The following is a 23323-nucleotide window of genomic DNA, read 5'->3' on the forward strand; positions in this document are numbered from 1 at the left end:
TTCAATTATTTTTTAAAAATGTTGTAGCCTTCGACAAGCTTAGGATGACCACATTTTTTAGTTTTGAACAGATTTAGTGTCAATCATAATACCTGGGCTCATAGAGCTTGCCATGCTTACACCTTTAAGGTAAGTACCTTTTGAAGTAGCAGGTTTCAACTTAATTAAAGCATTGATAAACTCCATAGAATTTTCAGCTAATTTTTCAGGTGCAAAACTTACACGACCGATAGAAGCATGAATAATACCTGATTTATCAACTTTAAAAGCGATTTTACCACCTTTTAAGTCTTTTACTGCACCTGCTACATCATTGGTAACAGTACCAGTTTTAGGGTTTGGCATTAAGTTACGAGGACCTAATACTTTACCTAATTTACCCATTTTAGGCATTACTGATGGTGTTGCTACGATCACATCAACGTCTGTCCAACCACCTTCAATTTTTGCGATATATTCATCTAAACCTACAAAATCAGCACCAGCAGCAGTTGCTTCGGCTTCTTTATCTGGTGTACATAATACCAAAACCTTTTTAGTTTTACCTGTACCGTGAGGTAATGAAACTGTACCACGAATGGCTTGATCAGCTTTTTTAGGATCTACACCTAAACGTACGTGTAAATCAACAGAGCTATCAAATTTTGTTGTGTTAATATCTTTTACCAAAGCAGTTGCCTCTTTAAGCGTATAAGCTTTATTAGCATCAACCTTAGCGTTTGCTATTTTTCTTTTTTTAGTAATCATTTTTTTATTTGTTTGTTGGTGACAACCTGCCTGCTGGCAGGGAGATTAATTTTCCCAAGGTGCTTTACCTTCTACAGTAAGCCCCATGCTGCGTGCAGTACCAGCTACCATGCTCATTGCGCTATTAAGCGTAAAAGCATTTAAGTCAGGCATTTTGTCTTTCGCAATTTCTTCTACTTGTGCCCAAGTTACCTTACCCACTTTTACACGGTTTGGTTCTTTAGAGCCACTAGTAATTTTTGCAGCATCCATTAGCTGTACAGCAGCTGGAGGAGTTTTAATTACAAAATCAAATGATTTGTCACCGTAAACAGTGATGAGAACTGGTAATACTTTACCTGGTTTGTCTTGAGTTCTAGCATTGAATTGCTTACAGAACTCCATGATGTTGATACCTTTAGAACCCAAAGCAGGCCCAATTGGCGGTGCTGGATTGGCTTGTCCTCCCTTACATTGGAGTTTAACATAGCCGGTGATTTCTTTAGCCATATTTTATTTTTTTGGTGATAACGTTTTACCATTTGGTAAAACTCCCAATGCTGTAAATTTGTTTACAACATATTCAAAAGAACTATTTGGGAGTGCAAAAGTAGTATTTTATTTTTAAATACAACACTTTTGTGGCACATTTTATACTTGCTCTTACTATTTACGTAATAAAAAAAGGGCTTTAACAAATTTTAAGCGAAATGGTTGAAAGCTACCAACAAATATTACGTAATTACAGTACAAATCAAATTCAAATTAGTTTATCATGAAAAAAATAACACAATTATTTTCTGTTTCATTGTTCACGGCACTTGTTATTACACAAATAAGTTGTGCTCAAACAAGCACTAACAAAAAAGAAGAAAAGAAAACAACTGAAAACAGTGTAATGCTTGCAGCACCTGCTGCTAATGGAAAAGCAGTGGCTGCATTTGCTGAGGGATGCTTTTGGTGCTCTGTTCATATTTTTGAAGCTGTAAACGGCGTTGACAGTGCAATTGCCGGATATGCAGGTGGTCGTACCAAAAACCCAACATATAGAGAAGTAGGAACAGAAACAACCGGTCATGCCGAATCAGTGATGGTGTATTATGATCCAAAAGTAGTAAGCTACGATGAGTTGTTAAACGTATTTTTTACTTCGCAAGACCCTACTACGCCTGACCAACAAGGGCCAGACAGAGGCTCTTCTTACAGATCAGTAATATTTTATAAAACACCTGAAGAAAAAGCACTAGCAGATGCTGCTATTGTAAAGTACAATAAATCGGGTATGTTCAAAAAGCCAATTGTAACAGAAGTAAAAAATCTAGATATTTTTTATAGGGCAGAAGAGTACCATCAACACTACATCATTAAAAACCCGAACGATAGTTATGTAACAAATGTATCGCTTCCAAGGTTTGAATTGTTTAAAGCAACCTACAAAGGCAAATTAAAAGAATAATGTAGCATTACTATAAAAAAGGCACCTTTTCAAGGTGCCTTTTTTATGAAGTAAACACAACAAAAAAGCCCCACAAAAGTGGGGCTTACTATAAAATTTCAATAAATATTATGCTAATTTTTCAACCTGCATGTAACTAAGTTCAACTGGTGTAGCTCTACCAAAAATCTTCACTTGTACTTTTAATTTTTTCTTCTCATCATTAACTTCTTCAATAACACCATTAAAGTCATTGAATGGACCGTCAATAATTTTGATAGTTTCACCAACTATGAAAGGTTCAGATAATGTAACACCACCTTGGTCCGTCATTTCATCTACCTTACCTAACATTTTGTTCACTTCAGCTTTTCTTAAAGAAATGATATTTCCTTTTGAACCTTTACCGTCTGTAAGAAAATGCATTACGTTACTAATACCACTGATATGCTGAATAATATCATCTGTTAATTTTCCATCAGCAACTTCAATCATAATATAACCAGGGTAGAAGTTTCTTTCTCTCATCACTTTTTTACCGTTGGCAACTTTGTAAACTTTTTCAACTGGTAAAAATATTTGTGATATTATTTTCTCCCAACCATTACGAACAATATCCTTATCAAGATACTCTTTTATTTTACGCTCTTTACCACTTACCACACGAAGTACATACCACTTGTTTTCTTTCTCTACTTTTTCGCCGGTATTGGTAGTTATTAGTTCTTCCATGATGTAATTACTTGAATAAAGAATAAATAAATTTCATTGAACCATTTGCTACAAAATCCATCACACCAACTAAAAGTGTAATAAATAAGGTAGCACCAAGTACAATCATGGTTGATTGTGTTAATTGTTCCCACTTAGGCCAACTAACTTTTTCGGTTAATTCAATGTAAGATTCTTTTACAAAAACTGTGAATTTGTTCATAAAAACAATTTACTAATGTTATAATGTGCTAAAGATCAACGCTCCGAATTATTTAGAAGAGTCTCACATTTGTTAGCACGGGCACTAGGATTCGAACCCAGATCAAAGGTTTTGGAGACCCGTATGCTACCGTTGCACCATGCCCGTAGAAGTATTTACTATAAAGTACAAAGTACTTAGATGCTAGATCTAAGTACTTTGTAAAGATATAAATACTATTTTATTTCTTTGTACTAAATACTTAGTACGCAATACTACTTGATAATTTCAGTAACCTGACCAGCACCTACTGTACGGCCACCTTCACGAATCGCAAATTTCAAACCTTTTTCCATTGCGATTGGTTGAATTAACTTAACTGTAAAGTTAGTGTTATCACCAGGCATGATCATTTCAGTACCTTCGTTCAAAGTTACTTCACCAGTTACATCCGTAGTACGGAAGTAAAACTGAGGACGGTATTTGTTGAAGAATGGGGTGTGACGACCACCTTCTTCTTTGCTTAATACGTAAACCTCACCTTTAAATTCAGTATGCGGAGTAATAGAACCTGGCTTACAAAGTACCATACCACGACGGATTTGAGTTTTTTCAATACCACGTAATAATAAACCTGCGTTATCACCAGCCTCACCTTCGTCCAATAATTTTTTGAACATTTCAACACCTGTACAAGTAGTAGATAATGGTTTTTCCATTAAACCAACGATTTCAATTGGTTCACCTACTTTTACACGGCCTCTTTCAATACGACCAGTTGCAACCGTACCACGACCAGTGATAGAGAATACATCCTCAACACTCATCAAGAAAGGTAAGTCAACTAAACGTGGAGGAACTGGAATGTAGCTATCAACAGCTTCCATCAACTCAGTAACTTTAGCTACCCATTGTGGATCACCTGCTAATGCACCTGTTGCAGAACCTTGGATGATTGGTGTGTTATCGCCATCAAAACCGTAAGAAGAAAGTAATTCACGTACTTCCATTTCTACTAATTCTAATAATTCTGGGTCATCAACCAAATCAACTTTGTTCATGAATACAACAAGCTTAGGAACACCTACCTGGCGAGCCAATAAGATGTGTTCTTTAGTTTGTGGCATTGGACCATCAGTTGCAGCTACTACTAAGATAGCACCATCCATTTGTGCAGCACCAGTAATCATGTTCTTTACATAATCGGCGTGACCTGGACAATCTACGTGAGCGTAGTGACGAGAGTCAGTTTGATATTCTACGTGAGCAGTATTGATCGTGATACCTCTTTCTTTTTCCTCTGGAGCACCATCGATATCATCGTAATTTTTCTTTTCCGCTAAACCTCTTTTTGACAAAACATCGGTTATAGCGGCTGTTAGGGTTGTTTTACCATGATCCACGTGACCGATAGTACCAACGTTAAGATGGGGTTTATCCCTCTTGAATGATTCTTTTGCCATTGTTTTTATTTTATTATTTGTTTTGAAAATTGGTTCTTGCTTAACGTCGTAGAACTACCGACTTTTATTTTTAAACGCTTACGCATTTGTTTTTTTATTGAGCCATCAATGAGAATCGAACTCATGACCCCTTCCCTACCAAGGAAGTGCTCTACCCCTGAGCTACGACGGCTAGTCAGCTTTCAGGAAGTAATTAACAGCTTTTATAATTGCTGCAAATTACCCTGCTGAGCAATGAGCGGAAGACCGGGCTCGAACCGGCCACCTGAAGCTTGGAAGGCTACCGCTCTACCAAATGAGCTACTTCCGCTGGTATTAATTTTAAAGAACTAACCCAAACAAAAACACAAGATTTTTATTTAGGTATAAATTTGTTTTAACAAAAACATTATTAAGTAGCGCAATACAAAGTAGTTGCTTTACTTGAAGTGGGCAGAGTAGGTTTCGAACCTACGTACTCCGGAGAGAACAGATTTACAGTCTGTCGCCTTTAACCACTCGGCCATCTGCCCAAATTAACTCCAAAAAAAAGGTACAGGTTAACCTGTACACTTCTTTTATTGAGCCGAAAACTGGAGTCGAACCAGCGACCTACTGATTACAAATCAGTTGCTCTACCAACTGAGCTATTTCGGCTTATTAATCAAAAGAACTTCTCAAAAAGAAGGATTAATTATGTACCCTTATTTTTCGGAAGGCAAAGGTAGGCGTTTTTTTTTAACAGACAAATTTTGATTGATTTTTTTTAAAAAAAATATTAAAAAAAAATAGTCATTTTTTTAAAAGTAAAAGCCCGCTTGAATTGCGGGCTTTTATAATTTTTATTTTTATGCTGCTAATTTTTCTTTTTTTCTTTTTATCTGATTAATGACAGCATCTAAAGCACTATCAAAACTTTCTTCGAATGATTTTGAAGAATGCTTTACAAAAAATTCATGGCCAGGAATTAACACCCTTATTTCGGCAATTTTATCTTTTATGTTATGTACTACGTTATCGAGTTTTAAAAATACATCTACTTTGGTTATTCTATCATGGAATTGTGCAATTTTTGAACTTTTTCCTTCTACATGTGCGATCAATTTTGAATCGGCATCAAAGTGTACTGTTTGAATATTTACGTTCATAACCTTTGTTTAAAAGAGTGAATAAAAATAATTAAGTAACAATTACATCATAGGCAAATAACAATTTATTTATAATTACAAGTTAACAAATTGGCTTTACAAAATCAAATATTTATATAACAATTTAACTATGCTTTTGGATGTGCTTTATTGAACACATCTTTCAACTTTTCAATACTATTATGGGTATAAATTTGTGTGGCTGCTAAACTACTATGCCCCAATAATTCTTTCACTGCATTTAAATCAGCCCCATTGTTCATTAAATGCGTAGCAAAACTATGCCGCAGTACGTGAGGGCTTTTTTTATTAATAGTAGTTACTAACGACAAATATTTTTTTACAACATTATATACCTCTTTAGGATCAATTTTTGTGCCCTTTTGTGAAACGATTAAATATGGGTTTTCAGTATTACCAAATAACTTTTTCTTTTCACCAATATACTTTTTAATTAATGTAACAATGGCTGAACTAATGGGCACAATCCTTTCTTTATTGCCTTTACCTAATAATTTTATGGCAGCATTGCTAAAATCAACACTATAATCATATAAACTTATAAGCTCTGCCTTACGCATACCTGTATTATATAACAGCGCAATGATTAACTGTTCTGTTAATCCTTTAAAACCTTCTGAATAGCCATCTGTTTCAGTGAGTGTTTTCATAGCCAATTCATCAACAAATTGTGGTAACCTTTTAGGAACTTTTGGGCCAATAATGGTAGCAACTGGATTTACCTGAACCACCTCTTTTTTTAATAAAAATTTAAAATACGAACGAAGTGCAGCAATTTTTCTATTGATTGTTTTTGATGTAATACCAGCTTCTTTCAAATGCGCCAACCATGTACGGATGTAAGCTGTTTTAATTTGTGCAACAGTTGTTTGTGGATATTGGTTGGCAATAAACTGATGAAACGCCGTTAAATCATTTTGATATGATGTGATCGTATGTGAACTATACCGCTTTTGATACTGTAGAAAATCTAAAAATTGTTGTTGGTATGTTGAGTGAGATATGGACATAAAAAAACTGATGATTAAAGTTAGTGAAACCAATCATCAGTTTTAAAAAATATATGTACAAAATAAATTAATCGAATTTACCTGCAGCTAATTGTTGCTTGTAGATAGCTTTAAGCACTTTAGTACGGTGACGAACAGATGGCTTAGTAAAAGCTTGCCTATCCCTTAATTGTAAAAGTGTACGACTTTTTTCAAATTTCTTTTTGTACTTTTTTAGCGCCTTGTCTATGTTTTCGCAATCTTTAGAATCTATTATTAACATTGTATTATACCCCCTTTTGGTGAATTAGGATTGCAAAGATAAAAGAAATATTTAAAAAAAGAAATTTTATGAACTATTTCCGAAATTTACACCATGTTTACAGGAATTATTGAACAATTAGGTACTATAACTGCTATAGAAAATAAAGACACCAACGTTACGCTAACAGTAAAAACGCCCATTACACATGAGCTAAAAGTTGACCAAAGTGTTAGCCATAGTGGGGTTTGCCTTACAGTTGAAAGTATTAGTGATGATACGTATACAGTAACTGCCATAGCAGAAACGTTACTTAAAACCAATATTAGCCAATGGAAAGTAGGTACAGTAGTAAATATTGAAAGATGCTTACGTTTTGATGGTAGGTTAGATGGCCATATTGTGCAAGGCCATGTTGATACTGTTGGTAAATGCACCGGCTACACAGCTAAAAATGGTAGTTGGGAGTATGTAATTACTATAGATGAAAAATTTGCACCACTTATTATTGAAAAAGGTTCAATTTCGTTAAACGGTATTAGTTTAACCATATTTAATGTTACAAAAAATAGCTTTACAGTAGCCATTATACCATTTACATATGAGCATACTAATATGCACCAACTACAATTAAACGACCAGGTAAATATAGAGTTTGATATGATTGGGAAGTATGTAAATAGAATGAATAGTTTAAAGTAACAAGTTTTAACAACGTTGTATATTTAAAGTAAATTAAGATACATTCATTTACATATTTTACCATAATTACAGATTTTAATCATTATCATCATTATGATTTCTAAAGCTGCATTACAAACTCAAAATTCTCGAAATGTTTGTTTAGATGGATTAAGAGGTATTGCAATATTAATGGTGATATTGTTTCACTATTTTACAGGATTTTATGTATTTGATTTCGGTTGGAGTGGAGTAGATCTTTTTTTTATATTATCTGGCTACCTATTAAGCGGTAGAATCATTCCTTTTTTAGATGACAAAAAAATAATTTGGAAATTTTATTTAAACCGTATTTTAAGAATTATTCCACTTTACTTTTCGTTTCTTATAGTATTTTATTTAGCCTATTACTTTTTAGCATCAAATGAAACACAAAATTTTAGTGAGCAATTAAACCGCCCAGTTGCATTTTTTGGGTTTGTGTGCAATTGGTTGTTTATTTTGTTTTTTAATCCTTCACAACATCAATTATCACACCTATGGTCGTTGGCTGTAGAGGAACAATTTTATTTATTGTTTCCTATATATGTACTCATAATAAAACATCAAAAAAAGCTTTTACAATGCACAATATTAGCTATTGCCCTTATTGCGGTGAGTAGATGTTTACACATGATGATATATAGCGAAATGAATGTTTTGAAAATTTATTGGAACAGCTTTTACAGAATGGATAGTTTTTTATTTGGTGTGTTGATTTACTTACTAAATAATATTGGGTTCTTCAACAAATTTTATAAAAGCATTCCCTACATTTTAATAATTACTACAATTGCAATTCTGGTTGGGGGATTTTATGAAAATACTTTTAGAGTAAACTATTTTTTTGTAACAATAGGCTTTACATTAAATGCAATTGTTTATGGGTGTATGCTAATTTTTACTTTAAATGAAAACAATAATTTCCTTAAAAGAATCATGGCAAATAAGTTGTTGGTATTTTTTGGAAAAATATCATTTGGCTTATATATTTTTCATTGGCCAATTTATTTAACGATGTTTTCTGCTACCAACTTATTTGCAAAGAAGTTAGGTTTTAATTTAAGTACACAACATATTCAATTACTCAATATTATGTTCAGTTTTTTAAGTGTTACGATTATAAGTTTTTTAAGCTTTAAATACTATGAAAGTATATTTTTAAAATGGAAACAAAAACCAGTAACTAAGCCACTCTTAAGCTAATTTTTTACATCGCAAAAAATTGATCCCGAAACCAGCTAACACAATTATAAAAGGAAAAATAGGAGCAATAAATCTGTTAGACCAATCATCACAAGTAATAAAAATACTCAATGCTGTAAAAAATAACATTGAAATACAGCAAACTTTTATGAGTAGTAGTTCTTTTTTTTTGTAAAAGAAAATACCAATGATTGCAAAAGGATAAAACAACCAATTTATAGCAAGAAAAATGTTATTTTTCAAACTATAGTAGGGTCTTACTAAACCAAAAAACAATTGCAATTTTTTAATACCAACTTTTAAAAAATTTATAACACCAATATCATTTTTTACAACATTAAAAGCGCCCATTAAACCAACTCTATTATATTGACTATAACTAGCAGTAATATTTTTTTGTGGTACCATACATATTACTTCCATACGTTTTAATGAATCGGGGTTAATAAAATAACGTACTGGAGAGTTTAAAAGTGCTATGCAAATAATAAGCCCTGCTAATATTAATATTCGCAACAATTTATGTTGCTTGCTTATGTAACAATAAATTAAAAAAGTGGTAAAAACAGCAAGTAAAAACAAAATACCTACTGGCCTTGTAGTAATTATTGCAATGGTAAGCAGTATGAAAAAGAATACATTTTTGAAAGAAAAATCATCTACTAACTTCATAAAAACACAAAACCCAATTACTACAAAACTTGTATAAACTCCCTCTGAGTAAATAAAGAAAAGCCATTTTTGAATAGGATAACAAAATAAATAACAAGTGAAAATTAGTAGTGCCAAAAAATGATTATTGGCTTTACGCAATATAAGCTTGTACAAACAATACGCCGCCACGTATGCAAGCAAAATTTGTATAATTACTACTGCCCATAAACTAATTTTTAATTTTATAAAAAAAGCAAGCAATATAGAGTAAGTGATGAAAAAATAGCTGAATTCTCCATAGTTTAATCCTTTGTTTTCTGCAATACTTTTTCCATCAAGTAAATATTTAAATGCTTCTCCATCATCGTTTATACCATAATAAAAAAGTATAGTAAAAGCAATTACATAGTACACAATTGATACAATGGTAAATTGTTTATTTTTAAAAGAGTATAATAATGAGTGCATCATATTATTTTTCCTTTCATGGCAGCTCCAACTGCATTGTTCATAATTCTTTCAGCATATGGCCTTGAAATATCATTTAGGGCTTCGGTTTTTTGTTGCACTAAATTTTTATCATCCATTGTAAGGGCCAATTGCAACGCTTGCATTGCAGCAGCTGTATCATGCAACTCAGTACCTATGAGTAAATTAGCATTTTTTTGCAGAAAACGTTCAGTGGTTTTTAATAATTGTTCGCCTTCTGTTTTAGCTTCTGCTAATGCCCTTGCTGCTATATCTGCCTGTGCATGTTGCATTGAATCAAGGAGCATTTTCTCAACTGTACTATCATCTAAACCAATTTGTGGTTTTACCTCTATACTTTGTTCAACACCGCTTCGTAATTCTTTTGCTCTAACTGTTAAAATACCATCAGCATTAATCATAAATGCCACTTGTACTTTAGCCATACCTGCAGGCATAGCCGGTATACCTTTTAAATTTAGGGTAGCCAACAATCGATTATCTTTTACAATATCTCTTTCGCCTTGGTAAACACTTATACGCATATTCATTTGTCCATCAAGCTGAGTGGTATATTCTCTTGCTGCGGATGATGGTATTTTTGCGTTACGAGGTATCAGTACATCCATTAACTCACCTGCAGTTTCAATACCAAGGCTTAGCGGTGTAATATCAAGCAACAATACCTCTTTATTATTTCCTGCTAAAATATCTGCTTGAATGGCGGCACCTAAAGCCACAACCTCATCGGGATTAACTGAATTGTTTACAGGCTTTCCAAAAAAAGTACCTACCATTTCATTTACCAATGGCACCCTTGTGCTGCCACCTACCATAATAATTTCATCAATTTCTGATTTTGTTATGCCGGCATCTTTCAATGCTTTTTTACAACAGGTAATGGTGGTTTCAATGGCTGTTTTTATCAATTCATTAAATTGGGTAATAGTTATCTGTAGCGACTTACCATTAACATTGGTTTCAAACAGCTCGTTGGTAGACAAATGCTTTTTGGCGGCTTCTGCTTGTAACCTTAACGTTTGGGCTAACGATGCATCAGTTGCTAACTGTTCGTTCGTAAAACCATATTGAGCTTTCCAAAACGCTACAATAGCATTATCAAAATCATCGCCACCGAGGTAGGTATCGCCATTGGTAGAAAGTACTTCAAACACACCTCCATTGAGGCGTAAAATAGATACATCAAAAGTACCTCCCCCTAAATCATATACGGCAATGGTGGCGCTTTCGTGTTGGTGTAACCCAATGCCATATGCAAGACTTGCCGCTGTAGGTTCATTTATAATACGCAATACATCTAAACCGGCTAATTTACCAGCATCTCTAGTAGCTTGGCGTTGTGCATCGTTAAAATAAGCTGGCACCGTAATAACGGCTTTATTAACGGGTGTTTTTAAAATATGTTCTGCTCGTTTTTTTAATTCTTTTAAAATTAAAGATGACAAATCAACTGGTGAATAATACTGCTCATCAATTTTAATTTTTACTTGACGATCATCTGCCTCATCAATTATTTTGTAGGCAAAAAAAGCTGCTTTTGATTTGATGTCGTTATAATTTTTACCTAACAAACGCTTGGCAGAAAATATGGTACGTTCTGGAGCCGTTTCTAAAAACGCCTTTGCTTCATTACCAACTATAACACCACCATTATGATCAAAGTAAACCACTGATGGCACCAACGAACTGCTATCATGCTCTTTTAAAGCTACAGCTTTTTTAGTATCGGGGTGTATCATAGCTACTAAGCTATTGGTAGTACCCAAATCAATCCCCACAATAATTTCATCCTTTTGTAAACTACCTGTTGCTATATTGATTGCAATTTTTGCCATTGTATTATTTTTTGCAAAAGTATTAAAAAAGCCCTGCAAGGCAGGGCTTTAAAAGGAAATAAAAACTATTTAACGCATGAGGTACATTTTACCATACCCTTTGTTGAAGTATTTGTCTGTATTATCACCATCAGCTTTATACTTATCAAGCGATTTACCGTTGAGGTTGGTAATAACCCTGTAAATGTAAACGCCATTGGCTAATTTTTGACCATACATATCTGTACCATCCCACTTAAATTCGGTGATATTTCTTCCAATATGAATAGGCCCTAATTCTTCTTTGGTTACCTCTCTTACAATTTTACCCGTTATGGTTAAAATTTGTATGCGTAAATTTTGAGGCACTTGGCTACCTGTAAGTGTAAATACAAATGCTGTTGATGTGGTGAATGGATTAGGGTAATTGAGCATTTCACTGATAGCAGGTTTGTTATAAACGGTAAACACAGTACGATAATTGAGTGCGCCGGCTGAGTTACCTGAAACATCTTTACCCGTAACAATTAACTCATACTCACCATCATCTGGTAAAAATGGTTTAAACTCAATGCTAGCCGCATTTTCACCCGTTGTAATATTTGCAGGTATAAAGCGCATGGTATCATTGTTAAAATAGAAATTACGCAATGTTTGATCAGGATAACGCAATTGTACTTTTAACAGCGCCGTATCTTTTAAAGCTAAAAACCTGTTTTCATCTTTTAATTTTATTAAGATATTGGGTTTTGATGCAACAATGTCTCTACTCAAAATATGCACCCCATCAAACGTAACATCTAAAATTGGATTGAAAGGATCATTTTTTACAAAGAAGTTTTTGTATAAAATATTATTAAACAAATACTGCTCTGGTTGATCTCTGTTTGGATTAAACTCAACAATTAAAGTATTATTACCTAAATAATTTTGAGTTGGGATGGTGTACGATGCTTTAAGTGTATCGCCAGCAATTAAAATTTTGCCTCGAGGTAAGTTGATGATACTATCAACATTGTTATTGGTACGTATTTTTAAACTAATACGCATCATACTATCAAACTTAACCTGACTAATATTTTTAAAAGCTACTGAAAAGTTAATAGGCTCTCCCACCTCAACCGTATCTTTCATTGTAAATAAAATATTAGGTGCTACAGCTCCCTCAGGTACTGGTGTGTAATTCAACCTTATATATCTTACTTGGTAAGGCGTTGCTGTTTTTTTATCAACATTTATCATTTTAATTTTTAAATAAGGATAAACGTTGGCATTTATGCTTGAAATATTTACATCTTTTAATGTTGAATCCACAGTTAAAAGTACATTTTCAGTACCTGATGGCGTAACACCAATAATATTAAATGCAATTGAATCTCCAGTTGGTATTTCTTGAGATTTTCCTCTCCAATGAAAATAATCCCAAGCTTTTGCTGGCCCAAACATTGGAGAAGTTATTGTACCACCTCCTTTTATAGCTGGGCAAGCAGCTTCCAAAATTATTCTATCAAATCTGTCAACAGAAAACATTGACATTGGCACAAATGAATTATTTGCTTTTCTATAAATAAAGTTAAATGCTCGTGGACGGTTAAATGAATCAAGATCATTAAAACCAGCATCTTTCAATCTGGTATATAATGAATTAGGTCCATCGGCTTGCCATTGTGCAGCATATGTATCCAATGAATAGTTAGCTCCCGATACGTTTCTAACAATAACATAATAACCGTTAGGAATAGAATCTAAACAATCTCGTGCCTTATTTCTTGAAAGTACGTCCAATGTACTGTACTGAAAATTATACTCACGACCCGGGCCATTGCCTGGTGCACAAACTGGTTCACTTCCAAATTGACCTGGCCCTCCTGCAACATTATTAAATTTGGGTTCCATATCAGATGGGTTGATTGCATTAATGATAATTTTTGCAACACCACATAAACTTTGAATATTTGTAGAACCATCAATATCTACTTGATAATCTTCTGCCTGTGTACCTGAAGTAGGGAAAACGCCGTTTTTAATTTTTACTGTTGAAGTATAGGTATCAAACTTTAAAGTGCGATCACTAGCAATATTAATTGCATCATAAGTAGATTTTAAATTTTGATAATAATGCGATTGGTTAAAACCTGGTGTGCTATTAGGTAAAAATATGAATGAACTATTATTCCATACAATATTATTGCCATTGGTTGGGGCACTACCAGTACGCCAATAATAAACAGTACTGTCAGAAAAAGTGAGGTTGGTTGGTGTAAACTCAATAACCCCACCAATGCTTGTTTTATTGTAAACTTTTTTGAAAGGTGAATTAAATGTTGTCGTTGTATCAATTTCCATTATGTAATTTCTTGATACAGCAATTGGGTTGGCAGTACTAGCCGCAAATGTGATGTTTTGATTATTTACAATTGCATATTCATATGGGTAAACGGGTCGGATATTATCTTCAAATATCAACACATTTTTAGTAATCTTATTATTAGTTTCATAAAGTTCGGCAATACGGTTAGTATAATCTAACTCCACAATTATGCTGTTATTACCCACATCTGTAGATGGTGTTATTGGTACATTTAAATTTAAGCTATCTATCAATTTAATTGCCGGAATAAGTGTGTCAATTAGGGTTACAGGTACAGTAGTGTTAGGTCTTAATCTTTTTACATAAACCCTCATTGAATCGTTTACCGCCCTTCCTAAATTTTGCATTTTAACTTTTACGTTAAAAGAAGCATCTGCAATTGATATGATGCTTGGAGAAATTACTATAGATGGATCTTCTATAACATAATCAGGCTTATCAAAATTATTTATTTTAATTGCAGGGTCACCATGAAGATTGATTTCTTCTAAATGAATTCTTGTATAGTAATCTACATTAGGATTTAAGCCATCTGATATTCCTATTACAGCCTTTAGTTGGTTACCTACAGACTGACCATATTGTAACAATGAAAAGTTTTTATAAAACTGTAAATTATAATTATTGAGAGCGAATGGTATTCCGAAATGTGTATCAGCTAAAAAGCCTATACTACCTCGTTGATTGGCAAAAATATATCTTTCAGAAATAGACAAGTTACCATTTAAACGTTGCGGATCAAAAGTATAAAAATCACCTGCTGTACAACCACTAGCCTCAAAAAAAGGATACTTACCTACATTATTATAAACAGCAGGATCTGCTAAATTATACTCAAATGTGGTAGCAGATGAATGACCAAAATATCCAATAAAACCAACTCCTCCATTTATTAAATCAGTAATACGTGCACTATTAATTTGTTGTGTAGTTGCCGATGATGATTTAATAAACGTTTCAACGTGTGCACCCATTAAAGTATCTTTTGCTAAATCTTTCCATTGGTTCATATAAAATGATAATAAATTTGATTCATCTTGTGTTTTACCACCTATAATATGAATCATATTTTTCATCCACTCCTTATCATTTATTAACGGGCTACCCGTGCGTTGCACCTGCTCATATTGCAATAATTTTTGAACATACGTACCCACTTCTGAACCATTTATGGCAGCTAACCTACCTATAGGTACAATAGGTAAAACGGTGCCTGGTTGCGATACCAATAAAATATCAGAAGCTGGCCAACCAAACGAAGGCACTAAATTTATTTTAGGTAAAATAGGATTGTTTTCTTGCGGCCTAGCTTCATTATAAGCAACCCCTCTACCAATTATAAAAATGTATTTAGGCTTAATAGGATATTGCTGATCCATAAACCTTACAAAATCTCTTATGGAAGCAGGGTGGTTTTTTATACCAAATGCAAATTGATCAATTAACTCATTTGCATCAACAATTTTTGCATTATAACCTCCACCGTTTGCCGAAGCTCTATACGCCCTTAATGTTTCAACATGATTATTACCATTGCCATCGTTGAATAAAACTGGGTTAGTAATAATGATATAATCGCCTCTATTTGCAGCAGTATTATAATTGAAAAACACCCTGCTTTGTAAGCTGTTAATGGTTATAATATTTGCAGCTTCAACATTGTTTAAAATAAATTTACGTACTGCTAATGTTGATGCTGGCAATACAAACTTTACCTTACCTGGGGTTGATGTTACATCACCCACATAACGTATACCGTTAGTAATATCATATAAAATAGGTGCTGTAGTACCATAATTAAAATTATCAATCAATAAATAATTACCTGAAGCACTTGCTGCCAAATCAAATGCAAATGATTTGGTGTTATTGAAATTAAAAGTGGCAGGGTATGTTAACCCCAAAGTAGCTATTACTAACCTATCATTGATGGCTGGGTTAGATTGATTGATGGTACCTACATTTACAGTAGCCGTGCTAGCACTCGTTAAACTAGTAAGTGGCATATTTTGCACATTAGCAATCACCTCAGCTGTGTTGGTTGTAGTAGTTGAATTAATGATGTTATTATTCAACTTTACTTGTACGGTTCTTGTAATATTATCGGTATTAGAAAATAATTTGGCAGTAACATTTACACTGTTTGCAGGGCCTGCTGTATATACATTTAAGTTATTAAAAGTTTCAGTGAAAGATGCGCCAGTTGATATATCTGATGATGTGTACCCTTCCCCAATATCATAAGCTGATGAGTAAACATATTCTCCTAAATCTTTACCAAAGCCATAATTAATTTGATTGCGATAAAAAACATCAATGGTTCGCATAAAAAACAAATCGGGGTTGGTTGCGCCAGTAATATTGTTTAAACCTGTAATATAGCGAAGGTTACCACCTGCTGTATTTACGGTTAAAAAATAGGTAGCAGTATCAGTTTCTAAACTATACCTATCTGCTAATTGAAATGTAGGTGATTTATACAAAGTTGCATCAGCCTTACCATCATTCATTTCACCAAAAAACTCTATGTAATCTGATGCGCCTAACGCTACGCCGTTTACTGATGTAAATAAGCGTACTTGCTTACCATTACGCCATAACTGAAAATGATCTGCATTGGTGGCTGATAGCCCTGCATTTGCAATAGTGGTTTGTGGTATTCTACAAATATTATCTGTACCTAGTTTAAACTTATAATAAGTTTTGCTGTAATCAATCCAACTATTATTTAATTGTGCTTTTGTTGTAAAAGCCAATAATAGCAACAAAGGAAGTATACATTTTTTCATCATAAACAGTTTCTATAATTATTTATTGATCATCTTTTTTAGCAAAAATGATTCGCAACGAAATTACATGGGTGTATAATGGATTATTTTGATTTGCTAAGTTGGTAAAAGCATAATCAATATTTACGTTTTTAACCTTAAAGCCAGCGCCTAAACTTGGTTGGTAAATCCATACTTTTTTTTGATTGAGTGTATCACCATCTGATAATGCTCTTTGAAAATTGGTGACACCAGCTCTTACAAAAAAAGCATTATTAATAGCGGCTTCAAGCCCAACATGAGGGTCAACACTTACGGTATTAGTACTGAAGACGGTGTTACGTTTTCCATCAAAAGTAACATCTACATTAGCTTCTGTTTGTAAACTAAATTTTTCAGAAATATCAAATCTGTACGCACCACCGAGTGCTAAACGAGGCGCTGTTAACTCGGTTGATTTTACTGGTATATCATTATTGGTTAAATAGAGGGCTTCTTTTTCTCTGTCGGTAAATTTGAATGTCCAAGCATTAAAAGTAGAGGTTACATCTTTAGCCACTAAACCAAGGCTCCATTTATCGCTTTTCATTTGTATGCCAGCGTCTAAACCAAAACCCCAAGCATTGGCAAATTTGCCCACTTTTCGATAAATTACTTTACCATTTAAACCGGCGTTTAATGTGTAATTGTCGTTTTCTTTAATAGTTTGTGCAAACGATAACAACATTGCATAATCTGCTGATGAAAAGGATTGTATATTATTGTAATTCACACTACCATCTGGCTCCACTAAAAATAATGTATTGGGAATATCATCCACCGCAAATCGCAAAAGCGATAAACCTAAAGTGCGTTTATTATCTTGAATAGGAATAGCAGCTGCTGCATAATCATACTTTGCAATACCACCAAAATACTCTGCATGCATTATAGTTGCAGCCGTATTATTTTTTACTTGAGCAAGACCTGCTGGGTTCCAATAACCTGCCGTAGCATCATTAACAGATGCTATTTGAGCACTTCCCATACCTAAGCCCCTTGCACCAGCGCCTATGTTCAAAAATTCGTTTGAGTATTTACGGAATTGTGCATTTACTGAACTATCACTAATGAAAAATATTATAACGAAAGCAATAAAGCTTTTTCTCATACAATTAAAATTTGGTACACAAAATAATAACCAGTGTTTTTGAAGGAGATATGGAAACTGCGTTAGTTTAGGGTTTCGATACTCAAATATATACAAAACAGTGGTATTACACTTCAATATTTACGTAATGTTAGATGCTAAAGACGTATAAAATGTTGTTTTAGTACATCAATTGGTAAAAATTTAATGAAATACCAATCAAAATGGCGTTTTTAAACCTATTTTACGATGAAGCAACTTATTTTTACCCAAAAATTTTACACTTTAGATGAACGCTTTTATAGAAGAACTGAAATGGAGAGGCATGTTACAAGATATAATGCCCGGTACAGAAGAACAATTAAATAAGGAAATTACGACAGGTTATATTGGCTTCGACCCAACATCAGACAGTTTACACATTGGCAGTTTAGTGCCCATTTTATTATTGGTTCACTTACAAAAAGCTGGTCATAAACCAATTGCTTTGGTAGGTGGTGCCACCGGTATGGTTGGCGACCCTAGCGGTAAAAGCCAAGAAAGAAATATGTTGAGTGAAGAAGTGTTACATCATAATGTAGCTGGTATAAAAAAACAATTGGCCCAGTTTTTAGATTTTGAAAGTACAGCACCCAATGCCGCTGTAATGGTAAATAATTACGATTGGTTCAAAGGCATATCTTTCTTAGATTTTATTAGAGACGCTGGTAAACATATCACCGTTAATTACATGATGGCGAAAGATAGTGTAAAAAAACGCCTAGAGGGTGAAAGTGGTATGTCTTTCACAGAGTTTACCTATCAATTAGTACAAGGGTACGATTTTTATTGGTTACATAAAAACATGCATTGTAAATTACAAATGGGCGGTAGTGACCAATGGGGTAATATTGTAACTGGTACTGAATTAATAAGAAGAAAAGATGCTGGTGAGGCATTTGCATTTACTTGTCCGCTCATTAAAAAAGCTGATGGTACAAAATTTGGTAAATCGGAGCAGGGCAATGTTTGGTTAGATGCTACTAAAACATCTCCTTTTCAATTTTACCAATTTTGGTTGAATGCCTCTGATGAAGATGCTGCAAATTGGATTAAAATTTTTACGTTTCTTGATAAAGCAACTATTGAGCAATTAATTTGCGAACATGCTGTTGATGCCTCAAATAGGTTATTACAAAAAGCATTGGCAAAAGAGCTCACTATTTTTGTACATGGCGATGCAGCTTTTGATGAAGCCGTAGCTACTACTGAAAAATTATTTAGCAATCAAAACGCACCAATTGAAAGTTTAAGCGAAGCAGATTTAAACAATATACAAGGCATTAAAAAATTTAGTGTATCAAAAGCTAGGTTTGATGAAGGCATTGATGTGACAACACTTTTTGCCGAATTGGGCATTTTTGAAAGTAAAGGAGAAGCCAGAAAAATGATTACCAATGGTGGTGTAAGTATCAACAGGGTTAAATTAGATAACCCACTATACAAACCTGATACAGCACAGTTGCTACACCAAAAGTTTTTGTTGGTACAAAAAGGTAAAAAGCAATATTATTTAATAACCATAGAATAAAGAAAAGGCTCGAAATTGTTTCGAGCCTTTTCTTTATTCTACATCAACCTGTTTATTGGTTAAAGCACCTTCATAAGCTTCTACCATAAAAATACGTTCGTTGGCTAAGTAACCATTACCTTTCTCTAAAAAATGCACTTTCATATTTTCAATACTGATGGGGCAACCATCGGGTATGTCGGCAATATTACTGTGGCGTATATCATGGCCATCAACAATAATTACCAAACCACTGCCAATTGCTTCCATTTTATTACCATCAATAATAAGTACACCCGTATCTTCACCTAAGCCAATACCAATGCATGATGGGTTGCTTGATATAGCTTGTGCTAACCTACCAAAGCGACCTCTTTTTTCAAAGTGAGAGTCAAAAATAACATCATCCATAAACCCTAACCCTGTGGTAATTTTTACTTCACCTTTTAAGTGTGCTTTAGCGGCATTACCTTCATATATCATGGTATTGCTCATAGCCATTGCACCTGCGGATGTACCTGCTACTAAAAATTGAGGCTCATCATTATAACGTTGTAATACTATTTGTAAAAATGTAGTGCCTCCAAATGTACTCGTTAACCTTAATTGATTACCACCACTAAACATAACGGCATCGCATGTACGAAGTCTATCTAAATACGCTTCATTCATTGCATCGGCACGGTTACGAATGTGCATTAAACCAACATCTTTACAACCTATTTTACCAAAAGCGCTTAAGTAATTATCACCCACCTCTAAAGGTATCATACTTGCGGTGGTTACAACTTCAATACGTTTATCTTGCCCACCAATTTCTTCAACAATTCTGCGAAGAATACCCAGTTCAAAAAAATTGAGGTTATTTCTGTGAATTTGGCCAGTTTCTAAATCTGTACCTTTATCTTCTGCTCCGCCAATGGCTAGCAATTTTCCTTTTGCAATTTGCATGCACTTTAAATTGTGGTTGATACAAAAATAATACAATAAGACACATATTAAGTTATTGTTATCAACCTAATGTGTATATGTGGTTGTTTTTTTACTGTTACAACATCAATTAACTTTTTCTTTAATTTCTTGCAGCTTTAACAATGCTTCTACAGGGGTTAATCTATTGATATCTACTGTTGCCAATATGGTTCTGATTTCTTCAAAAGTAATACTATGGGCATCAAAAATATTGAGTTGCATTTTTGGCATTGTAAGGGCTTTTACTTTGTTTGATATATCGGCCGTAGCAGCTACCCCTTTTTCTGGTGTTACTTCACCTTCGTTCTTACGCTCAAGTTGCAGTAAAATTTCGTTGGCCCTTTCAATTAATGCAGGCGGCATGCCTGCCATTCGTGCCACATGTATACCAAAGCTATGTGTACTACCACCTGGGGCCAATTTTCGTAAAAAGATGATTTTATTACCGATTTCTTTGTTAGTTATATGGTAATTTTTAATGCGTTCAAATTTATTTTCAAGTTCATTTAACTCATGGTAATGTGTTGCAAACAATGTTTTTGGTGCATGTATGGACTGATGAATATATTCTGCAATACTCCATGCTATAGAAATACCATCATACGTTGAAGTACCACGGCCAATTTCATCTAATAAAATCAAACTTCTATCTGTTAAATTATTGATGATACTGGCGGTTTCATTCATTTCAACCATAAAAGTACTTTCGCCACCTGCAATATTATCTGATGCACCTACTCTTGTAAAAATCTTATCTGTCAGCGGAATTTTTGCGCTGGTTGCAGGCACAAAACTACCCATATGCGCCATTAAAGTTATAAGGGCTGTTTGCCTTAGTATGGCACTTTTACCACTCATGTTAGGGCCTGTTAAAATAATGAGTTGCTGCTGCGCATTATCTAACAAAATATCATTAGTGATATAAACTTCGCCAACTGGAATGTTGCGTTCAATAACAGGGTGCCTGCTTTCCTTTAACGACAATTCAAAACCATCATGCAGCGTAGGTTGATGGTATTGATATTGTAAAGCATTGTTGGCAAAACAAGTAAGACAATCAATAATGGCCATTACATGTGCGTTTACTTGCATAGGAGCAATAAAATCTTGCAGTTCATGTAACAAGGCTTGAAATAATTGTGTTTCTATTTCAAAAATTTTATCTTCTGCCCCAACAATTTTTTCTTCATATACCTTTAACTCTGGCGTAATATAACGTTCAGCACTGGCCAAAGTTTGTTTACGTATCCACGTTTCGGGTACTTTATTTTTATGGAGGTTGGTTACTTCTAAATAATAACCAAACACATTATTAAAACTTATTTTGAGTGATGATATACCTGTAGCTTGTGCTTCTTTTTGCTGTAACTCTAACAAATAATTTTTACCGCCGCTTGCTATAGCCCTCAGTTCATCTAACTCAGCATGTATACCTGTTGCTATAAGTCCACCTTTATTTGCTGCTGCAGGAGGATTTTCATTTATTTCTGTAATAATTTTCTGTAAAATGTAATCACAAGGGTTCAACGAATTACCCAATCTTTTTAAATACTCGTTGTTAGATGCTTCACAAAAAGCCTTTATAATTTTTGTTTGCTGTAACCCTTTAGCTACTTGCAATACTTCTCTCGGATTTATTTTTTTTAAAGGCACTTTTGCAGCCAAACGCTCTACATCACCAGCTTGTTTAATGCTTTTTGTTATTTCGTTTTTGAGCGTTACATCTTTAATAAAATAAGCAACAGTTTGTAGGCGTTCATTTATTTTATTGATATCTTTTAACGGCATAAGCAACCAACGTTTCATAAGCCTTGCCCCCATTGGTGAAACAGTGTTGTTTAATATTTTATACAAGCAACTATTTTCATTAGGCCCTACCAACTCAAGGTTACGAATAGTGAAGCGGTCCATCCACAAATGCTCCTCTTTTGTAATGCGTTGTAAAGATGTTATGTGCTGTAAGTTAGGGTGCTCCGTATCTTTTAAATAGTGTAAAATAGCCCCAGCAGCAATAATACCTGCGGTTAAACCATCTGTACCAAAGCCTTTTAAACTATGGGTTCCAAAATGTTTTAATAAAATTTCGTTGGCATAAACATCAGCAAAAATCCATTCATCTAAACTGTAGGTAAAAAAAGAAACGCCGTAATTTTCTTTAAAAAACTTTTGTTTGTTGCGTTGAAAAATAACTTCCGCAGGTTGTAAACTTTGTAACAGTTTATCAGTGTATTCTTTGTCACCTTCTGCCACAAAAAACTCACCGGTTGATATATCTAAAAACGCAATACCTGTAATATGATCAGCAAAATGTAATGCAGCCAAAAAATTGTTACTGTTATGTTCTAATAATTTATCGCTGGTGGCCACACCTGGTGTCACCAATTCGGTTACACCCCTTTTTACTATACCCTTTGTAGCTTTAGGGTCTTCAAGTTGATCGCAAATAGCTACCCTATAACCTGCTTTCACCAGCTTATGCAAATAGGTATCCATGGCATGGTGAGGAAAACCAGCCAATTCAGCTGAAGCGGCATTGCCGTTGTTTCGCTTGGTTAAAGTTATGCCTAATACTTGCGATGCAATGACAGCATCTTGCCCAAAAGTTTCGTAAAAATCACCCACTCTAAATAACAATATAGCATCGGGATATTTTGCCTTGATGCTATTGTGCTGCTGCATGAGTGGCGTTTCTGTTGCCGATTTTGCCATAAGCGA

At 34.0% G+C, this 23323-nt stretch carries 18 protein-coding genes and 5 tRNA genes; 4 read left to right on the top strand and 19 right to left on the bottom strand.

What is annotated here, in order from left to right; genetic code table 11:
- Positions 1-57: 57 nt before the first annotated feature.
- On the bottom strand, positions 58-747 hold the full coding sequence (gene rplA, locus ACFOWM_RS04315; protein ID WP_379707452.1) for a 50S ribosomal protein L1: 690 nt from the start codon (positions 745-747) through the stop codon (positions 58-60).
- Between the two features lie 45 nt (positions 748-792).
- Positions 793-1236 carry a 50S ribosomal protein L11 gene (rplK, locus tag ACFOWM_RS04320; protein ID WP_379707453.1) on the bottom strand — a complete coding sequence of 148 codons (444 nt, stop codon included), beginning with the start codon at positions 1234-1236 and terminating at the stop codon, positions 793-795.
- Positions 1237-1501: 265 nt separating this feature from the next.
- Here rplK and msrA point away from each other — a divergent pair, with 265 nt between their 5' ends.
- Positions 1502-2182 carry a peptide-methionine (S)-S-oxide reductase MsrA gene (msrA, locus tag ACFOWM_RS04325; RefSeq protein WP_379707454.1) on the top strand — a complete coding sequence of 227 codons (681 nt, stop codon included), beginning with the start codon at positions 1502-1504 and terminating at the stop codon, positions 2180-2182.
- Between the two features lie 108 nt (positions 2183-2290).
- Here msrA and nusG read toward each other — a convergent pair whose 3' ends face one another.
- The 11 genes from nusG to rpsU all read right to left on the bottom strand — a co-directional run bounded on the left by nusG (position 2291) and on the right by rpsU (position 6957).
- The gene (nusG, locus tag ACFOWM_RS04330; protein ID WP_379707455.1) at positions 2291-2893 is read right to left on the bottom strand and encodes a transcription termination/antitermination protein NusG; all 603 of its coding nucleotides are present in this window, start codon (positions 2891-2893) and stop codon (positions 2291-2293) included.
- A 7-nt stretch (positions 2894-2900) separates the two neighbouring features.
- Complete coding sequence (secE, locus tag ACFOWM_RS04335) at positions 2901-3095, bottom strand: preprotein translocase subunit SecE (RefSeq protein ID WP_379707456.1); 195 nt, start codon at positions 3093-3095, stop codon at positions 2901-2903.
- Between the two features lie 76 nt (positions 3096-3171).
- Positions 3172-3242: transfer RNA gene (locus ACFOWM_RS04340), tRNA-Trp, on the bottom strand.
- Between the two features lie 107 nt (positions 3243-3349).
- Positions 3350-4537 (bottom strand): elongation factor Tu, encoded by a 1188-nt coding sequence (tuf, locus tag ACFOWM_RS04345; protein ID WP_379707457.1) that lies wholly within the window; start codon positions 4535-4537, stop codon positions 3350-3352.
- Positions 4538-4637: 100 nt separating this feature from the next.
- Positions 4638-4709 (bottom strand) — tRNA-Thr (locus ACFOWM_RS04350).
- A gap of 65 nt (positions 4710-4774) precedes the next feature.
- Positions 4775-4847, bottom strand: a tRNA-Gly gene (locus ACFOWM_RS04355).
- A gap of 119 nt (positions 4848-4966) precedes the next feature.
- Positions 4967-5049, bottom strand: a tRNA-Tyr gene (locus ACFOWM_RS04360).
- A 51-nt stretch (positions 5050-5100) separates the two neighbouring features.
- Positions 5101-5173, bottom strand: a tRNA-Thr gene (locus ACFOWM_RS04365).
- A gap of 191 nt (positions 5174-5364) precedes the next feature.
- Positions 5365-5664, bottom strand: a complete 300-nt coding sequence (locus tag ACFOWM_RS04370; RefSeq protein WP_379707458.1) for an HPF/RaiA family ribosome-associated protein — start codon at positions 5662-5664, stop codon at positions 5365-5367.
- Positions 5665-5792: 128 nt separating this feature from the next.
- Positions 5793-6695: a tyrosine-type recombinase/integrase gene (locus ACFOWM_RS04375; RefSeq protein WP_379707459.1), complete on the bottom strand. Its 903-nt coding sequence runs from the start codon at positions 6693-6695 to the stop codon at positions 5793-5795.
- 67 nt (positions 6696-6762) lie between these two features.
- Entirely contained in the window at positions 6763-6957 is a 195-nt protein-coding gene (gene rpsU / locus ACFOWM_RS04380; protein ID WP_379707460.1) for a 30S ribosomal protein S21, read from the bottom strand.
- A gap of 93 nt (positions 6958-7050) precedes the next feature.
- Between rpsU and ACFOWM_RS04385 the strand changes: the two genes are divergently transcribed.
- Together ACFOWM_RS04385 and ACFOWM_RS04390 are read left to right on the top strand one after the other, a co-directional pair.
- A complete protein-coding gene (locus ACFOWM_RS04385; RefSeq protein WP_379707461.1) occupies positions 7051-7638 on the top strand; it encodes a riboflavin synthase in 588 nt (195 codons plus the stop codon).
- A gap of 93 nt (positions 7639-7731) precedes the next feature.
- On the top strand, positions 7732-8862 hold the full coding sequence (locus ACFOWM_RS04390) for an acyltransferase family protein (protein WP_379707462.1): 1131 nt from the start codon (positions 7732-7734) through the stop codon (positions 8860-8862).
- Here ACFOWM_RS04390 and ACFOWM_RS04395 read toward each other — a convergent pair.
- From ACFOWM_RS04395 to ACFOWM_RS04410, 4 genes are all read right to left on the bottom strand, one after another.
- A complete protein-coding gene (locus ACFOWM_RS04395; RefSeq protein WP_379707463.1) occupies positions 8854-9987 on the bottom strand; it encodes a hypothetical protein in 1134 nt (377 codons plus the stop codon). The two genes, ACFOWM_RS04390 and ACFOWM_RS04395, sit on opposite strands and share 9 nt — an antisense overlap.
- On the bottom strand, positions 9984-11840 hold the full coding sequence (hscA, locus tag ACFOWM_RS04400; RefSeq protein WP_379707464.1) for a Fe-S protein assembly chaperone HscA: 1857 nt from the start codon (positions 11838-11840) through the stop codon (positions 9984-9986). Before hscA ends, ACFOWM_RS04395 begins: the two co-directional genes overlap by 4 nt.
- 69 nt (positions 11841-11909) lie before the next feature.
- Positions 11910-16979 carry a putative type IX secretion system sortase PorU2 gene (gene porU2, locus ACFOWM_RS04405; RefSeq protein ID WP_379707465.1) on the bottom strand — a complete coding sequence of 1690 codons (5070 nt, stop codon included), beginning with the start codon at positions 16977-16979 and terminating at the stop codon, positions 11910-11912.
- A gap of 22 nt (positions 16980-17001) precedes the next feature.
- On the bottom strand, positions 17002-18108 hold the full coding sequence (locus tag ACFOWM_RS04410; RefSeq protein WP_379707466.1) for a putative type IX sorting system protein PorV2: 1107 nt from the start codon (positions 18106-18108) through the stop codon (positions 17002-17004).
- Positions 18109-18376: 268 nt separating this feature from the next.
- Here ACFOWM_RS04410 and tyrS point away from each other — a divergent pair, with 268 nt between their 5' ends.
- Positions 18377-19657, top strand: a complete 1281-nt coding sequence (gene tyrS / locus ACFOWM_RS04415) for a tyrosine--tRNA ligase (RefSeq protein ID WP_379707467.1) — start codon at positions 18377-18379, stop codon at positions 19655-19657.
- A gap of 33 nt (positions 19658-19690) precedes the next feature.
- Here the strand turns inward: tyrS and ACFOWM_RS04420 are convergent, their stop codons facing one another.
- Positions 19691-20587 carry a cyanophycinase gene (locus ACFOWM_RS04420; protein WP_379707468.1) on the bottom strand — a complete coding sequence of 299 codons (897 nt, stop codon included), beginning with the start codon at positions 20585-20587 and terminating at the stop codon, positions 19691-19693.
- 105 nt (positions 20588-20692) lie between these two features.
- Positions 20693-23317 (bottom strand): DNA mismatch repair protein MutS, encoded by a 2625-nt coding sequence (gene mutS / locus ACFOWM_RS04425; protein WP_379707469.1) that lies wholly within the window; start codon positions 23315-23317, stop codon positions 20693-20695.
- Positions 23318-23323: the final 6 nt, after the last annotated feature.

It is taken from the genome of Ferruginibacter yonginensis, assembly GCF_042651465.1.
Taxonomy (GTDB): Bacteria; Bacteroidota; Bacteroidia; order Chitinophagales; family Chitinophagaceae; genus Ferruginibacter; species Ferruginibacter yonginensis.

Excerpts from the sequence above, each read along its gene's own strand:
- rplA (WP_379707452.1), bottom strand. The coding sequence starts at position 747 with ATGATTACTAAAAAAAGAAAAATAGCAAACGCTAAGGTTGATGCTAAT.
- rplK (WP_379707453.1), bottom strand. The coding sequence starts at position 1,236 with ATGGCTAAAGAAATCACCGGCTATGTTAAACTCCAATGTAAGGGAGGA.
- msrA (WP_379707454.1), top strand. The coding sequence starts at position 1,502 with ATGAAAAAAATAACACAATTATTTTCTGTTTCATTGTTCACGGCACTT.
- nusG (WP_379707455.1), bottom strand. The coding sequence starts at position 2,893 with ATGGAAGAACTAATAACTACCAATACCGGCGAAAAAGTAGAGAAAGAA.
- secE (WP_379707456.1), bottom strand. The coding sequence starts at position 3,095 with ATGAACAAATTCACAGTTTTTGTAAAAGAATCTTACATTGAATTAACC.
- tuf (WP_379707457.1), bottom strand. The coding sequence starts at position 4,537 with ATGGCAAAAGAATCATTCAAGAGGGATAAACCCCATCTTAACGTTGGT.
- ACFOWM_RS04370 (WP_379707458.1), bottom strand. The coding sequence starts at position 5,664 with ATGAACGTAAATATTCAAACAGTACACTTTGATGCCGATTCAAAATTG.
- ACFOWM_RS04375 (WP_379707459.1), bottom strand. The coding sequence starts at position 6,695 with ATGTCCATATCTCACTCAACATACCAACAACAATTTTTAGATTTTCTA.
- rpsU (WP_379707460.1), bottom strand. The coding sequence starts at position 6,957 with ATGTTAATAATAGATTCTAAAGATTGCGAAAACATAGACAAGGCGCTA.
- ACFOWM_RS04385 (WP_379707461.1), top strand. The coding sequence starts at position 7,051 with ATGTTTACAGGAATTATTGAACAATTAGGTACTATAACTGCTATAGAA.
- ACFOWM_RS04390 (WP_379707462.1), top strand. The coding sequence starts at position 7,732 with ATGATTTCTAAAGCTGCATTACAAACTCAAAATTCTCGAAATGTTTGT.
- ACFOWM_RS04395 (WP_379707463.1), bottom strand. The coding sequence starts at position 9,987 with ATGATGCACTCATTATTATACTCTTTTAAAAATAAACAATTTACCATT.
- hscA (WP_379707464.1), bottom strand. The coding sequence starts at position 11,840 with ATGGCAAAAATTGCAATCAATATAGCAACAGGTAGTTTACAAAAGGAT.
- porU2 (WP_379707465.1), bottom strand. The coding sequence starts at position 16,979 with ATGAAAAAATGTATACTTCCTTTGTTGCTATTATTGGCTTTTACAACA.
- ACFOWM_RS04410 (WP_379707466.1), bottom strand. The coding sequence starts at position 18,108 with ATGAGAAAAAGCTTTATTGCTTTCGTTATAATATTTTTCATTAGTGAT.
- tyrS (WP_379707467.1), top strand. The coding sequence starts at position 18,377 with ATGAACGCTTTTATAGAAGAACTGAAATGGAGAGGCATGTTACAAGAT.
- ACFOWM_RS04420 (WP_379707468.1), bottom strand. The coding sequence starts at position 20,587 with ATGCAAATTGCAAAAGGAAAATTGCTAGCCATTGGCGGAGCAGAAGAT.
- mutS (WP_379707469.1), bottom strand. The coding sequence starts at position 23,317 with ATGGCAAAATCGGCAACAGAAACGCCACTCATGCAGCAGCACAATAGC.